The sequence below is a fragment of the Caulobacter sp. CCG-8 genome, assembly GCF_037402475.1.
Classification (GTDB): Bacteria; Pseudomonadota; Alphaproteobacteria; order Caulobacterales; family Caulobacteraceae; genus Caulobacter.
In genome coordinates this window covers 87,685-100,538 of sequence record NZ_JBBEUD010000016.1, presented here as the reverse complement: position 1 = coordinate 100,538, position 12,854 = coordinate 87,685, and the positions used below count along the sequence as shown (strand labels likewise).

At 70.0% G+C, this 12,854-nt stretch carries 16 protein-coding genes; 7 read left to right on the top strand and 9 right to left on the bottom strand.

Going from position 1 to position 12,854, the window contains the following annotated elements; translation table 11 throughout:
• Window positions 1-90: 90 nt before the first annotated feature.
• Both WAE60_RS16465 and WAE60_RS16460 read left to right on the top strand, forming a co-directional pair.
• Window positions 91-378 (top strand): type II toxin-antitoxin system RelE/ParE family toxin, encoded by a 288-nt coding sequence (locus WAE60_RS16465; RefSeq protein ID WP_029916966.1) that lies wholly within the window; start codon window positions 91-93, stop codon window positions 376-378.
• Between the two features lie 35 nt (window positions 379-413).
• On the top strand, window positions 414-737 hold the full coding sequence (locus WAE60_RS16460; RefSeq protein ID WP_029916963.1) for a HigA family addiction module antitoxin: 324 nt from the start codon (window positions 414-416) through the stop codon (window positions 735-737).
• On the opposite strand, the gene WAE60_RS16455 is transcribed toward WAE60_RS16460, so the two are convergent.
• Window positions 734-1,744: a DUF2125 domain-containing protein gene (locus WAE60_RS16455; RefSeq protein WP_029916961.1), complete on the bottom strand. Its 1,011-nt coding sequence runs from the start codon at window positions 1,742-1,744 to the stop codon at window positions 734-736. The two genes, WAE60_RS16460 and WAE60_RS16455, sit on opposite strands and share 4 nt — an antisense overlap.
• A gap of 30 nt (window positions 1,745-1,774) precedes the next feature.
• On the opposite strand from WAE60_RS16455, the gene WAE60_RS16450 reads away from it, so the two are divergent.
• Window positions 1,775-2,338: a gamma-glutamylcyclotransferase gene (locus WAE60_RS16450; protein WP_337687557.1), complete on the top strand. Its 564-nt coding sequence runs from the start codon at window positions 1,775-1,777 to the stop codon at window positions 2,336-2,338.
• Here the strand turns inward: WAE60_RS16450 and WAE60_RS16445 are convergent.
• Window positions 2,335-3,465, bottom strand: coding sequence for an aspartyl beta-hydroxylase (locus WAE60_RS16445; RefSeq protein WP_337687556.1), 1,131 nt, complete (start codon window positions 3,463-3,465; stop codon window positions 2,335-2,337). The two genes, WAE60_RS16450 and WAE60_RS16445, sit on opposite strands and share 4 nt — an antisense overlap.
• 128 nt (window positions 3,466-3,593) lie before the next feature.
• Here WAE60_RS16445 and WAE60_RS16440 point away from each other — a divergent pair, with 128 nt between their 5' ends.
• Window positions 3,594-4,178 carry an aspartyl/asparaginyl beta-hydroxylase domain-containing protein gene (locus WAE60_RS16440; protein WP_337687555.1) on the top strand — a complete coding sequence of 195 codons (585 nt, stop codon included), beginning with the start codon at window positions 3,594-3,596 and terminating at the stop codon, window positions 4,176-4,178.
• 46 nt (window positions 4,179-4,224) lie between these two features.
• Here the strand turns inward: WAE60_RS16440 and WAE60_RS16435 are convergent, their stop codons facing one another.
• From WAE60_RS16435 to ftsE, 4 genes are read right to left on the bottom strand one after another with little or no spacing between them, the layout of a single operon-like run.
• Window positions 4,225-4,935 (bottom strand): 1-acyl-sn-glycerol-3-phosphate acyltransferase, encoded by a 711-nt coding sequence (locus WAE60_RS16435; protein WP_029916952.1) that lies wholly within the window; start codon window positions 4,933-4,935, stop codon window positions 4,225-4,227.
• On the bottom strand, window positions 4,932-5,555 hold the full coding sequence (locus WAE60_RS16430; RefSeq protein ID WP_337687554.1) for a YdcF family protein: 624 nt from the start codon (window positions 5,553-5,555) through the stop codon (window positions 4,932-4,934). The genes WAE60_RS16435 and WAE60_RS16430 overlap by 4 nt, the downstream gene beginning before the upstream one ends.
• The gene (locus WAE60_RS16425; protein WP_337687553.1) at window positions 5,552-6,442 is read right to left on the bottom strand and encodes an ABC transporter permease; all 891 of its coding nucleotides are present in this window, start codon (window positions 6,440-6,442) and stop codon (window positions 5,552-5,554) included. Before WAE60_RS16425 ends, WAE60_RS16430 begins: the two co-directional genes overlap by 4 nt.
• The gene (ftsE, locus tag WAE60_RS16420) at window positions 6,439-7,200 is read right to left on the bottom strand and encodes a cell division ATP-binding protein FtsE (RefSeq protein ID WP_231499547.1); all 762 of its coding nucleotides are present in this window, start codon (window positions 7,198-7,200) and stop codon (window positions 6,439-6,441) included. The genes WAE60_RS16425 and ftsE overlap by 4 nt, the downstream gene beginning before the upstream one ends.
• An 83-nt stretch (window positions 7,201-7,283) precedes the next feature.
• On the opposite strand from ftsE, the gene WAE60_RS16415 reads away from it, so the two are divergent.
• Window positions 7,284-8,216 (top strand): MJ0042-type zinc finger domain-containing protein, encoded by a 933-nt coding sequence (locus WAE60_RS16415; protein ID WP_337687552.1) that lies wholly within the window; start codon window positions 7,284-7,286, stop codon window positions 8,214-8,216.
• 15 nt (window positions 8,217-8,231) lie between these two features.
• Complete coding sequence (locus WAE60_RS16410; RefSeq protein ID WP_029916943.1) at window positions 8,232-8,759, top strand: phosphoribosyltransferase family protein; 528 nt, start codon at window positions 8,232-8,234, stop codon at window positions 8,757-8,759.
• Here the strand turns inward: WAE60_RS16410 and WAE60_RS16405 are convergent.
• The 3 genes from WAE60_RS16405 to WAE60_RS16395 are packed head-to-tail and all read right to left on the bottom strand — an operon-like array spanning window position 8,756 to window position 11,048.
• On the bottom strand, window positions 8,756-9,160 hold the full coding sequence (locus tag WAE60_RS16405) for a type II toxin-antitoxin system VapC family toxin (protein WP_337687551.1): 405 nt from the start codon (window positions 9,158-9,160) through the stop codon (window positions 8,756-8,758). The two genes, WAE60_RS16410 and WAE60_RS16405, sit on opposite strands and share 4 nt — an antisense overlap.
• On the bottom strand, window positions 9,157-9,390 hold the full coding sequence (locus WAE60_RS16400; RefSeq protein ID WP_029916938.1) for an AbrB/MazE/SpoVT family DNA-binding domain-containing protein: 234 nt from the start codon (window positions 9,388-9,390) through the stop codon (window positions 9,157-9,159). Before WAE60_RS16400 ends, WAE60_RS16405 begins: the two co-directional genes overlap by 4 nt.
• A 59-nt stretch (window positions 9,391-9,449) precedes the next feature.
• Window positions 9,450-11,048, bottom strand: coding sequence for a methyl-accepting chemotaxis protein (locus tag WAE60_RS16395; RefSeq protein ID WP_337687550.1), 1,599 nt, complete (start codon window positions 11,046-11,048; stop codon window positions 9,450-9,452).
• A 281-nt stretch (window positions 11,049-11,329) separates the two neighbouring features.
• Here WAE60_RS16395 and WAE60_RS16390 point away from each other — a divergent pair, with 281 nt between their 5' ends.
• Window positions 11,330-12,853, top strand: a complete 1,524-nt coding sequence (locus WAE60_RS16390) for an arylsulfatase (protein WP_029916935.1) — start codon at window positions 11,330-11,332, stop codon at window positions 12,851-12,853.
• Window position 12,854: the final 1 nt, after the last annotated feature.

Below are 12,854 nucleotides of genomic sequence, written 5' to 3'. Positions count from 1 at the left end.
TCATGTCCCGATGTATCGCGTTGTGACACATCGCGATTGAAATCCGTGTCGCGACGCGATACGCTTCGACGTCGAGGACGGGCGACGCGAATGGCGATCCAGAGCTTCAGGGACGAGCGGGCGAGGGCGATCTTTGACGGGATCAATCCCGGCAAGGGGTTTCCCTCCGACCTGCTGCGTCCGGCGAAGCGCAAGCTGGAGATGCTGCAAGCGGCGACTGTTCTGGACGACCTCCGCATTCCGCCGGGCAATCGGCTGGAGGCGCTTTCGGGCGATCGGCAGGGACAGCATTCGATCCGCGTGAACGACCAGTTCCGGCTGGTGTTCAGGTGGACCGAGGCTGGTCCGGCCGACGTGGAGTTCGTGGACTATCACTAGGCCATCAGGGGCAACCTGTAATCATGGAGAAAGCGATGGCTTCGCACATCGCCGGTAATCCCACAGATCAACTCGCCCCGGTTCATCCGGGCGAGATCCTGCTGGAGGAATTCATCAGGCCGTTCGGCCTCTCACCAGGAAAGACGGCGGCGCGTCTGCACATCGCGCGACCCCGCATCGAGAAGCTGGTGCGCGGCCAGACGCCGGTGACGGTCGATACGGCCCTGCGTCTCGAAAAGCTGTTCGGGGCCACCGCGCAGTTCTGGCTCAATCTCCAGACCCGCTACGACCTGGAGACGGCCAAGCGGGCGCTGGCGGAGGACATCGCCACGATCGAACCGATCGACGCCGCCGCCTAGTAGACCCGCGGCGCCGGCCCCGTGTCGAACAGGCCCAGGCGCGTGCGGCCCTTCTCGAACCGCAGGGTCGCCGACAGGGTCGGGTCGCGGCCCAGGGCCTGGGCGAGGGCCGCGGCGGCGGCTTCGGGGCTCCGGATCGCCTGGTCGGGCGTGGGGACCTCGCGGACCGTGACGTCCAGCGCGCCCTGCAGGCGGCCGTCGTCGTCCACGGTCAGGGCGCCCGACTTGGCCTCCAGCAGCGCTTCGCCGGCGTTCAGCTTGCCCTGCTGCACCGTCAGCGTCCCGCCGGCGTCGGACCAGTCGTTGACCGCGTCGGCCCAGCTGGACCCGTGCAGGGCGCTGATCTTGCTGATCTTGGAGTCCCAGATCAGGTCGGCGGTGCGGTCGGCGGCGATACGGCCCATCAGGCCGGTGAAACGGGCCTTGGCGCCCTTGGCCTCGAAGAAGATCGCGCCCTGGTCGTCGGGACCGGGACGGACGTGCAACTGCAGGCCGGCCGTCGACAGCAGGGGGAACGGCGCGGCCCCGGCGACCGGGGTGAACACCAGGTTCGCCCCCTCGACCGAGATTCGCGGCGGGTACTGGTCGAAGCCGGCGAAGCTGGCGCGCAGGGCCTGGCCGGTGATCTGGACGTCGCCGTTGATCGGCCGGGTCATGATCACGCCCTGGGGCGCGATCACCACCCAGTGGCCGATGTCGTAGGCGTTGGCCTCGCCGTTCAGCAGCGGCGCGCGCAGGGCCCAGCCGGACGGCTCGGCGACGCGGGCGTTGACCAGCTTGACGTCCATGCGGAACGGATAGCCGCTGAACGTCCGGCTCTCCCATGACAGGTCGTAGCCGCGCGACTTCAGCGACAGGGCGGTGGCGTCCATCCGCTGCTCGGCCTGGCCGCGCAGCCAGACCCAGCCGATGCTCCAGCCGACGGCGACGATGGCCAGAATCACGAAAGGCGCCAGCAGACCGCGACGCCGGGGCTTGCGGGACGGGGCGGCGGCGCTATGGGTCATGGAACAGGCGGCTCCGGTCGGGAACAGTTGATGAGCGTTGAAGGCAAGGGTCCAGAGGGGGAAGACCGCTGGGTGTTCGGATATGGATCGCTGATGTGGCGGCCCGGGTTCCCGTTCATAGAGCGAAGAACGGCTCTGCTCCATGGGCGCCGCCGCGCCTTCTGCATCTATTCGGTCCACCACCGGGGCACCTATGAGCGGCCGGGTCTGGTGCTGGGCCTGGCGCCGGGCGGCGCGGTGCGGGGCGTGGCCTATCGTGTGGCCGCCGCCGAGTGGCCCGAGGTCTACGCCTATCTGCGCGAACGCGAGCAGCCGACCGAGACCTATTTCGAGGCCTGGTCCGAGCTGAAGATCGACGGGAACGGCAAGGTGAAGTCGTTGGTCTTCCTCTCGGACATGAAGCACGGCCAGTGGGCCGGGGCCCTGACCCTGGAGCAGCAGGCCGAGCTGATAGCCGGGGCCAGCGGGCTGTCGGGGCGCAACATCGACTATCTCCGAGACCTGGTCATGCACCTCCGCGAAGACGGGGTGCGCGACCACGCCATGGAAGCGCTGCTGAAGATGGTCGAGGCGCGGGAAGAGGCGACGGCCTAGGGCTGGTCCGCCCGTAGAGCTTCGAGCCGCCGGTAGGCGTCGCCCACGCGCCGCTCGCTGATCGCCCGCAGGTCGTCGGCGGCTTCCCGGCGCTTGGCCTCGCCGTCCGGGACATAGTCCTGCCCGGGCGCCTTGGCGTCGCGGGCGCCGGCCGCGCGCATCGCCGTCGTCTCGTCGTCGGAAAGGGCGACGCCGAACCCGGGCAGGATCGCCGTGAACAAGGCCTCGGGCAGGTCGGCGTGGTTCACCAGCCGTCCGCCGCCGGCCGGGTAGTGGCGCGCGGCGGCCTCGCACAGCGCCGCCAGGACCTGGGCGCAGTAGTCGGCGTCGGGCGTCGCGGGCGTCGCCAGGCCCAGTCGCGCCGAGGGGACCAGCTCCGGGATCATCTGCACGCCCCGGCGGCGCAGGTGCGAAACCAGCACCTCGACCGGCTCGCGGTAGACGAAGACCCAGGGCGTGTCCGGGAAGGCGCGTCGGAACAGCGGCAGGTCGCGCACGTGCCAGCAGTCCAGTTTCACGAACAGGCGGGTTTCGCCGGCCCGGGCCTGGCCGAGAGCCGCGACCATGGCCCGCAAAGCCGCGACCTTGGCGTCGTCCTCGATCGCCAGCCGCAGCACCGCGTCGATGGGCGGGGCCTCGGAGATCACGACGTTGGCGGGCGCGGCCGCCAGCATCTGGGCCGCCAGGGTCGAGCCGCAGCGCGACATGTGGAAGACCAGACCGTCGGGCGGGCGGGCCGAGCGCTCGGCCGGGCCGGGCAGGGGCGTCTGCAGCCTCGCCAATCGGTTCAGCGGGCGGTAGCCGGCCTCCATCAGGTCGTCGGCGTAGAACGGCGCGGTCAGCCGCCGGGGGCCGAACCAGCGCCAGCCGACCACCGTCCGGCCGTCCAGGTCCGAGACCTCGGCCGGCAGCCAGCCCGGCGGGGCGATCGCGCGTTCGGCGGGCGGGATGGATGCGGTCCGGACCGCCGCGCGGACCTCGTCGGCCTCGACCGGAAGGCCCGCCGCCCGCGCCGCCTCGGCCGCCCGCGCGGCGAACGCTTCCGGGTCGGCGATGGCGTCGAGGGCTTGCGACAGGGCGGCGTCGTCGAGGATCAGGTCGCGCAGCGCCTCCAGGCCCGTCGTCATCGTCTCCGCCATCCCCGCTTGCGGCGCCGCTCGAAAGCGCTTTGCTCTTGGCGCGCTTTCTTCACGCGAACCGGTTTCCACTTCGCTCGAAAGCGCACTAGCGTCACTGGATGGCCTACCCGGACAGATTGCAACTGCCGTTGAGCTTCGACCCGGTCCTGCTGCGGCGCGACCTGGAGGCCCTGTCGGCCACGCCCTGGACCTCGCACTTCGTGCGCCAGAACTACGAGGGCGACTGGAGCGTGATCCCGCTGCGCTGCACGGCCGGCGAGACCCATCCGATCCGGATGATCTATTCCGACCCGACGGCCACCGAATTCGTCGACACGCTGTTCCTGGACGCCTGCCCCTATTTCCGCGCGGTGATCGCCGCCTTCGCCTGCGAGGCGCGCAGCGTCCGGCTGATGCGGCTGACGCCCGGCTCGGTGATCAAGGAGCACACCGACCTGGACCTGGGCGTCGAGAGCGGCACGGCCCGCATCCACGTGCCGGTGACGACCAATCCCGACGTCGAGTTCCTGCTCAACCGCCGGCGCGTCGACATGAAGGAGGGCCAGGCCTGGTACCTGCGCCTGGGCGATCCGCACGCGGTGGCCAATCGCGGGACGAGCGACCGGGTGCACCTGGTGCTGGACCTGATGGCCAACGACTGGCTGATGGGCTTCTTCGACTCCGCCGGGGACATGCCCTCGCGGCGTGTCCCCATCAGCTAGCGCCGAGCCACGGTTTGGGGACACGCCACGAGGGCCTGTCCCCGGCCTAGAGCCCCTCGTCCTCCAGGGCCTTGGTCGCGGTGTCGATCCGGGTCTGCAGCTCGCGCATGAACTCGCCGCGCTTCAGGCCGGCGGGGATCGGCGGCAGGTATTCGAACACGATCGTGCCGGGCGGGCGCAGGAAACCGCGCGGCCAGTGGACGCCGCAGTTCAGCGCCAGGGGCGTGACCGGCATCTCCAGTTCGCGATAGAGCGCCGCGATGCCGGGCTTGTAGTCGCCGGGAACGCCGACGTCGCCGCGCGTGCCTTCCGGGAAGATCACGACCTGGCGCGTCTCCGTCATGCGCTCGACCGTGTCGCGCACCAGCTTCTTGAGGGCGGTCGAGTGGCCTTCGCGGTCCACCACCACCATGCGCGCCTTCAGCCCGTGCCAGCCGAACAGCGGCACCATCAGCAGTTCCTTCTTCATCACGAAGCAGGCGTCGGGCAGCAGGGCGAACTGGCTGAAGACGTCGAACATCGACTGGTGCTTGGCCGCGACCAGGGCCGGACCGGTCGGCTTGTACTGGGCACCGCGCACCTCGACCTTGATGTCGGCCAGCCAGCGCAGGGCCCAGATCAGGCCCTTGGACCAGGTCGTCAGCGACCAGGTGTTGAACCGGCGGGGCAGGGGATAGGTCACGATCATGCCGATCGCCCAGACCACCGACCACAGCCAGAAGAACAGCTGGAACAGGAACGAACGCAGATAGATCAAGACGCTTCCTTCGCCGGCTCGGGACCGGCCTTGTCCTTGGGGCCCAGGCTGAGGAACGCCTCACGGCCCAGGATCGCCAGGTATTTGCAGTATTCCACGATCATCCGCCGGGCGCTCGTGCCGCCTTTCCACCAGCGGTGGGCGTTCAGGCTCTCGGTGACGACGGGGTAGGGGTGCAGGGCCACGTCGGGCATGGCCGCGTGCAGCTCCAGCATCGAGCGGGGCATGTGGTAATCGGCCGTGACCACAATCAGGCTGTGATAGTCCTTGGCCTTGGCCCACTCGGCGCTCTCGCTGGCGTTGCCGATGGTGTCGGCGGCCGAGTAGCCCAGGTCGACGCAGCAGTCGTAGATCGGCCGCACGGCCTTGGTCACGCCCAGCACGTCGTCGCGCGAGGCCTCGCGGTTGACGCCCGAGATCAGCAGGCGCTTGCCCTTGCCGGCCTCCAGCAGCTTGGTCGCCTGCTCCAGCCGCACGTTGGAGGCGCCGGTCAGCACCACCACGCCGTCGGACACGGGCGGTTCGGCGGGCGGGGTCGACTGATCGACGCGGCTGGTGAAGGCCAGCAGGCCCACGAACCAGACCATCACCACGATCAGCAGCGCTGCGAAGCTCTTCACGGCATGCCTCTCAACAGGCGCAGGGACGCGGCGCGGGCCGCGATCCCGGCCACCAGCGCCGCCACCAGCGGACAGGGCAGGGGCGCCAGGAGATCGATCCAGGCCAGCGGCAGGACCGGCGTCAGTCCCTGGCCGCCCCCCACGAGCCGCGCCGCCGCCCCGATCATGGCCGCCCCGGCCCCGCCCAGCAAGCCGGCGAAGAAGGCCATGCCCGCGAAGCGGTTCTGGAACAGGTTGGCGATGAAGCCGTCCTCGGCGCCGGACAGGTGCAGGACCTCGACGATGTCGTGCCGCGCGGTCAGGGCGGCGCGGGTGGCGAAGACGATCACGGCGGCCGCCGCCGTGGCGATCAGGGCGAACACCCCGATGGCGGCCCAGCCGGCCAGGCGGGCGGCGTGCTCGATGTCGGCGATCCAGCGGCTGTGGTCGTCGACCACGGCGTCGACATTGGCGTCCTTCAGGGCCTTGGTCAGGGCGGCGGCGGTAGCCGGGGCCTTCGGATCGAGGTCCAGGGTCACCAGCCGCGGCACGGGCAGGTCGGCGATCAGGGCCTCGCGGCCGATCCAAGGTTCCAGCAGCGCCTCGGCCTTGTCCTTGGGCAAGGCGCGGGCCTCGCTGACGCCCTTGACCCCCGACAGGGTCTCGGCGGCGCGGGCGGCGGCGCTGTCGGGGCTTTCGCTGGCGCGGGGCCGGACCACCACGGTGGCCGAGCCGGTCAGCTGGGCGGTCCAGCCGGTGGCGGCGCGGGTCGAGGCGATCGCGGCCAGGGCCGTCAGGCAGGCCAGGAAGCACAGCACGGCCACCACGAACACCAGCGACCCGTCACGGGCGTCGCGCGGCGGCAGCAGCTGGCCCGGCTTCCAGCGGGCGACGACGAACTCGCTCACGCCTCGTCCTCCTCGCCGTAGTCGTCGTCCTCGTAGGCGTAGGGCGGATCCGGCTCCTCGTCGGCGAACTCGACCAGGCGGCCCTGCTCCAGGTGCAGGGTGGGCCGGTTGGCGCGGGCGACCAGGTCCTCGTCGTGGGTGGCGATCAGCACGGTGGTGCCCAGGCGGTTCAGCTCGACGAACAGCCGCAGCAGGCGCAGCGACATGGCCGGGTCGACGTTGCCGGTCGGCTCGTCGGCCAGCAGCACGTCGGGCCGGTCGACCACGGCGCGGGCGATGGCCAGGCGCTGCTTCTCGCCGCCCGACAGGGTGGCGGGCAAGGCGTGCATGCGGTCGCCCAGGCCCACCCACTGCAGTAGCTCGGCCACGTCGTCGCGATAGCTGGCCGGCTTGCGGCCGCCGATGCGCAGCGGCAGGGCGGCGTTGTCGAACACCGACAGGTGGTCCAGCAGGCGGAAGTCCTGGAACACCACCCCGATCCGGCGGCGCACGAAGGGCAGGTCCTCGGGCCGGGTCAGGCTGATGTCGCGGCCGAACAGCTCGACGCGACCCCGTGACGCACGGTGGGCCAGGTAGATCAGCTTGAGCAGCGAGCTCTTTCCGGCCCCCGACGGTCCGGTGAGGAAATGGAAAGACCCTGGGTGTAGGGTAAACGTGAGATCGCTGAGGGTTTCCGGCCCGCGTCCGTACCGCATCGAAACACCTTCGAAGCGGACGACAGGGACGGCGCCGCCATCCTGGACGTCATCGATGCGCAAGGGTGTGTCGCTGGGTCGTGTGGACATGGCTGGCAAAATCGGCGACCTCGTTTGTAGGAGCGGGGAGCGTCCGATTCGCGGCCATGATACTGACCTGTCCCGAGTGCGCTAGCCGCTATTTCGTCGACGATTCCAAGGTTGGTCCCTCGGGTCGTACGGTGCGCTGCGCGTCGTGCGGCGCCCGCTGGACCGCGCGGAACGAAGACGACCTCGACCTGTTCGAGGAGCCCTCGGCGGCCGACCTGGCCGCGGCCGAGGTGCTGGCCAAGCTGGAAGCCCAGAACGCCGCCGACGATCCCGAGACCCCCGTCGACCAACTGCCGGGCGAGGAACTGCCCAAGGTGTTCCGCGCGCGCGCCGACGCCGAGCGCCGCCTGAAGGAAGCCAAGACCACCGGCATCATCTGGGGCGGCATGGTCGCGGTCATGGTGCTGCTGCTGGTGGCCGCCGGCGTGTTCCGCATGAACGTCGCCCACCTGTGGCCCAGCACGGCGGGCGCCTACGCCTTCGCGCGGATGCCCGTGAACAATGTCGGCCTGGTGGTCGAGGACCTGAAGGCCGAGCCGTCGATGCAGAACGGCCATGCCGCGATCACCATCACCGGCGTCATCCGCAACATCACCGACCACCCGGTGTCGACGCCGCCGCTGCGGGTGGCCCTGCTGAACAAGCACGAGAAGCGCGTGGCCGGGCAACTGGCCGCCGCCGCCGATCCGCTGATCCCGCCCAGCCAGACCCGGCACTTCGCCGTGACCCTGCTGGATCCGCCCCGCACGGCCAACACCCTGGAGATCGGCTTCGCCCTGGAGCCGGGCGCGGCCAAGCACGCCGGGCCGGCGGGCCATGTCGAGAAGATCTCGAACCCCGAGGCGCCGTCGCTGCGCGGCGCCCAGGACCAGCCGGCGGAGCTGGCGGCGGGCGGGCAACCGTCGGTCGACGACGCGCAAGGGGCTGGACACGAGCCCCCAGGTCATGAGACCGGAACGGTCGAACCGGCCCCGGCCGACCATCATTGACCAAGAAATCCTGAAATGACCGAACGCCCCGCCCCCGAAGTCCTGATTTCTCAGGAGGAAATCGCCGAGCGGGTGGAAGCCCTGGCCAAGGCCATCGCCCCGCGCATCGACAACGACACCGTCGTCGTCTGCCTGCTGACGGGCGGCCTGTGGTTCGCCGCCGACCTGACGCGCGCCCTGTGGCGCGCCGGCCGGGACGTGCGCTTCGACGCCCTGTGGCTGGCCTCCTATCACGACGAGCGCAAGAGCTCGGGCCGCTGCGAGGTCCGCGCCGACCTGCAGCGTCCGCTGGTGGGCCGCCGCGCCCTGGTGGTGGACGACGTGCTCGACACCGGCCTGTCGCTGGGCGAGGCCGCCAAGCTGGTCAAGGACGCCGGCGCCAGCGAGGTGCTGACCGCCGTCTTCGCCCGCAAGCCGTGGGACAAGCCGCGCATCGAGCCCGACTTCATCGCCTGGGAAGCCCCGGCCCGCTACCTGGTCGGCTACGGCCTGGATGACGAAGGCAAGAGCCGCGGGCTGCCGTACGTCGGGGCGCTGGACTAACGTAACCAGTTCTCGATCGTTAGGCCTTCGACGCGGGAGAACTCTCGCTCATTGTCGGTGACTAGGATGCATCCGCTCGCCAAGGCGTGAGCCGCGATCAGAAGGTCATTGCCGCCGATTGGCGCGCCATTCCGCTCAAGACGGGCTCGCAGCCAGCCGTAAATATGATCGGCTGGCGACGTCAGCGGTAGAATCTCGATCGCGGCGAGCACTTGTTCCAACTGGCGGGTCAGGCGCTCGGAGCCTCGCTTGGCGGCCCCGAACCGCAGTTCGGCGGCGACGATCACGCTCGTGCAGATATCGACCTCGCCGACCTCCTGCAGGCGACTTGCGGCCATGCCGCTCGGATTGCGCACCAGGTCCGATAGGATGTTGGTGTCCAGGAGGCGGAGTGCGCTCACAGATCGACGGGCTCGGGAGCCGGATCGTTGATCGGGGCGAAATCGTCTTCAATGGGCTCCAGCGAGGCCAGGACCGCCAATAGCGAGCGCTTGGGGGCGGGCTCCAGGATCAGACGGTCGCCATCCTTGCGCAGGATGGCCTCGTCGCCCGGAAGTTCGACTTCACGAGGGATGCGGACAGCTTGATTGCGGCCGTTGCGGAACAGTTTGACGTGCTTCTCGTAGCCCATGGCGAAAGCTCCGGCCTATGCCGTAGCATATGCCAAATGCCGCCTTCCCGCAAATCACGCTAGGCCGCCCGCCGCTCGCGCGCTGAATCCTTCCGCCCCACGTCGAAGATATCCACCCGCGCCGACAGCTCCCGGCTCTCGACCTGCAGGGTCTGGGCCGCGGCGGTGGTTTCCTCGACCATGGCGGCGTTGCGCTGCACCACGCGGTCCATCTCGGCCATGGTGGTGTTGACCTCGCCCAGGCCCTGGGCCTGGTCCTGGGCCGAGCGGGCGATGGCGGTGACCTGCTGGTCGATCTTGGCCACCACTGCGACGATCCGCTGCAAGGCCTCGCGGGTGCGCCCCACGCGCTCGACGCCGGCCGCGACCTGGGCGCCGGACTCGTTGACCAGGCCCTTGATCTCCTTGGCCGCGTCGGCCGAGCGCTGGGCCAGGGCGCGGACTTCCTGGGCCACGACCGCGAAGCCGCGACCGGCGTCGCCGGCCCGGGCGGCCTCGACCCCGGCGTTCAGGGCCAGCAGATTGGTCTGGAAGGCGATCTCGTCGATCACGCCGATGATCTGGCCGATCTTGCCGGACGAGGCCTCGATCAGGGTCATGGCCTCGACCGCCTCGGTGACCACCGGGTCCGAGCGCTCGACCTCGGCGCGGGCGCTGGCGGCGGCGGCGTTGGCCTGGTGGGCGCCCTCGGCGGTGGAGCGCACGGCGGCGGTGATCTGGTCCAGGGCGGCGACGGTCTCGACCAGGCTGGCGGCCTGCTGCTCGGTGCGGTCGGCCAGTTCGTCGGTGGCGCGGGCCATGTCGGCCACGCCGGCGCCCATGGTGGCCGCGTTGCCGGTGATCTCGCGCATCGCCGCCTGCAGCTTTTCCATCGCGCCGTTGAAGTCGTCGCGCAGCGGCTCGTAGCGCGTCGCGAAGGGCTGGGTCAGGCGGCAGGTAAGGTCGCCGCGCGACAGGCGGGCCAGGCCGGTGGCGACCGTGTCGACCACCAGCGCCTGTTCGGCTTCCAGCGCGGCCTTCTGGGCGGCCTGTTCGGCGTTGTCTGCGTCGCGGGCGGCGCGGGCGGTCTCGGCGGCGGCGTTGGCGGCGTCGGCCTCGCGGGCGGCGGTCAGGGCCTTGTCGGTGCGGGCGCCGACAGTGACGAACAGGCGCGAGACGCTGGCCGTCAGCCAGATCAGCGACCAGGCCGTGACCAGCGTGACCCCGGCGTTGAAGGCGATCCGCAGGGGCGTCGCCGCGCCCAGCATCAGCAGGTTGGGCGCGACGATCGACGCGCCGACGTCGATGGCCACCATGCTGGCCGCGCCGACCGCCACCACCCGCCAGTCGCCATAGGCCACCAGCAGGGCCAGGCCGGCCAGATAGGCCATGCGCGCGTCGGTCTGCCAGGCGTGGCCGGAGAAGGCGGCGACGAACAGGGTCACCTGGCCGGCCAGGCTGATGGCGGTGGAGATCCGCTGGGCGGCGCTGTCGCGCCAGATGGCGAAGCCGCCCCAGGCCAGCGCGCCCAGGCCCACCGACCCGAGCGCCAGGCCCAGGACCGGGCCGCCGGCGAACAGGCGGGCCGCCGGCACGATCAGGATCATCGCGGCGATGCAGGCCAGGACCAGATGGCCCCCGACGCGGCGCTGGGCCTCGATGCTGTCGAACTCGACCATGTGTCGACTCCACTACCAAACTCGGTCGCGAGGTTTGGGCGGCGGAGGTTAATCCCCTGTAACAAGTAGGGGCTTTGTGGCCTAGGTACGAATACCTAGGCTATGGCAGGGGTGCGGACATTTGCGTCGCCCCCGTCCCATATCGAACACCGACCGGCCCGGTGGGTAGTTCTCGGAGCCCTCCGGGTTTCGCCTGATAGGAACATCCGAACAGCCTCGCCGTAATCGCGACCGCCGGTCTCTCCCGGCGCAAGCGATCATCCGAGCGAGGAGGCCCGCCCATGCCGAGCCAAGCCAAGCGTCCCAACATCCTGGCCATCATCGCCGACGACCTGGGTTGGTTCGAGGTCAGCGCCTATCACCGGGGCGTCATGGGCACGAAGACGCCCAATATCGACCGGATCGCCAAGCAGGGCGCCCTGCTGGTCGACGCCTACGCCCAGGCCAGCTGCACCGCCGGCCGCGCCGCCTTCATCACCGGTCAGCTGCCCATCCGCACCGGCCTGACCACCGTGGGCATGCCGGGCGCGCCCCAGGGCCTTCAGAAGGAGGATCCCACCCTGGCGGAGCTGCTCAAGCCGCTCGGCTACATGACCGCCCAGATCGGCAAGAACCATCTGGGCGATCGCAACGAATACCTGCCCACCGTTCACGGCTTCGACGAATTCTACGGCAACCTCTATCACCTCAACGCCGAGGAAGAGCCCGAGCAGCCCGACTACCCCAAGGATAACCAGAAATTCAAAACCCTCTTCGCGCCGCGCGGCGTGCTGGAGTGCAAGGCGACCGACACCGACGACCCGACCGTCGACCCCCGCTTCGGCCGGGTCGGCAAGCAGACGATCAAGGACACCGGCCCGCTAACCCGCAAGCGGATGGAGACGGTCGAGGACGACCTGCTGGCGCACTCGCTGGACTTCCTCGATCGCGCGGCGGCGACGGGCAAGCCGTTCTTCCTCTGGCACAACACCACCCGCATGCACGTCTGGACCCGGCTGTCCGAGCGCTGGGCGGGCAAGACCGGGCTGGGCGTCTATGCCGACGGCCTGATGGAGCTGGACTGGGTCGTGGGCGAGTTGCTGAAGAAGCTCGACGACCTGGGGATCGCCGACGACACCATCGTCGTCTTCACCAGCGACAACGGCGCCGAGAAGTTCAGCTGGCCCGACGGCGGCACCTCGCCGTTCCGGGGCGAGAAGGGCCTGGGCTGGGAGGGCGGCTTCCGCGCGCCCTTCCTGATCCGCTGGCCGGGAAACATTCCCGAGGGCCAGGTGCTGAACGGCATCTTCTCGCTGGAGGACGTCGTGCCGACCCTGATGGCGGCGGCCGGCGAGCCCGAGATCAAGGACAAGCTGCTGAGCGGCCACCAGGCCGGCGACAAGACCTTCAAGGTCCATCTCGACGGCTACAACCAGCTTCCCTACCTGACCGGCCAGGCCGAGGACTCGCCGCGCGAGGAGTTCTTCTACTACGGGGAGCAGAACCTGTTCGCCGTGCGGTTCCGCGACTGGAAGATCCACTTCGCGCTGAAGGACGACTGGTTCGCCGGGACCTTGCGCACGCCGACCGTCCCCCAGCCCGTCAATCTGCGCAACGACCCGTTCGAGCAGCACATGGACGCGCCCTACTACCCGATCTATGTCGGCGAGAAGCTGTGGACGGTCATGCCGGCGGCCTACCTGCTCCAGGTGCATGCGGCGACGTTCACGGACTTCCCGCCGCGCCAGGCCCCGGCCGGCTTCAGCGCCACGGACATGCTGGGCAAGGTCCTCCACGCAGCCGCGTCGGGCGTGGGGAACAGCTAGG

Bases quoted from the DNA above. Each gene is read 5' to 3' on its own strand.
- WAE60_RS16450 (WP_337687557.1), top strand. From the start codon at position 1,775: ATGAGCGTTGAAGGCAAGGGTCCAGAGGGGGAAGACCGCTGGGTGTTC.
- WAE60_RS16400 (WP_029916938.1), bottom strand. From the start codon at position 9,390: ATGGGCTACGAGAAGCACGTCAAACTGTTCCGCAACGGCCGCAATCAA.
- WAE60_RS16460 (WP_029916963.1), top strand. From the start codon at position 414: ATGGCTTCGCACATCGCCGGTAATCCCACAGATCAACTCGCCCCGGTT.
- WAE60_RS16415 (WP_337687552.1), top strand. From the start codon at position 7,284: ATGATACTGACCTGTCCCGAGTGCGCTAGCCGCTATTTCGTCGACGAT.
- WAE60_RS16455 (WP_029916961.1), bottom strand. From the start codon at position 1,744: ATGACCCATAGCGCCGCCGCCCCGTCCCGCAAGCCCCGGCGTCGCGGT.
- WAE60_RS16445 (WP_337687556.1), bottom strand. From the start codon at position 3,465: ATGACGACGGGCCTGGAGGCGCTGCGCGACCTGATCCTCGACGACGCC.
- WAE60_RS16410 (WP_029916943.1), top strand. From the start codon at position 8,232: ATGACCGAACGCCCCGCCCCCGAAGTCCTGATTTCTCAGGAGGAAATC.
- WAE60_RS16390 (WP_029916935.1), top strand. From the start codon at position 11,330: ATGCCGAGCCAAGCCAAGCGTCCCAACATCCTGGCCATCATCGCCGAC.
- WAE60_RS16395 (WP_337687550.1), bottom strand. From the start codon at position 11,048: ATGGTCGAGTTCGACAGCATCGAGGCCCAGCGCCGCGTCGGGGGCCAT.
- WAE60_RS16465 (WP_029916966.1), top strand. From the start codon at position 91: ATGGCGATCCAGAGCTTCAGGGACGAGCGGGCGAGGGCGATCTTTGAC.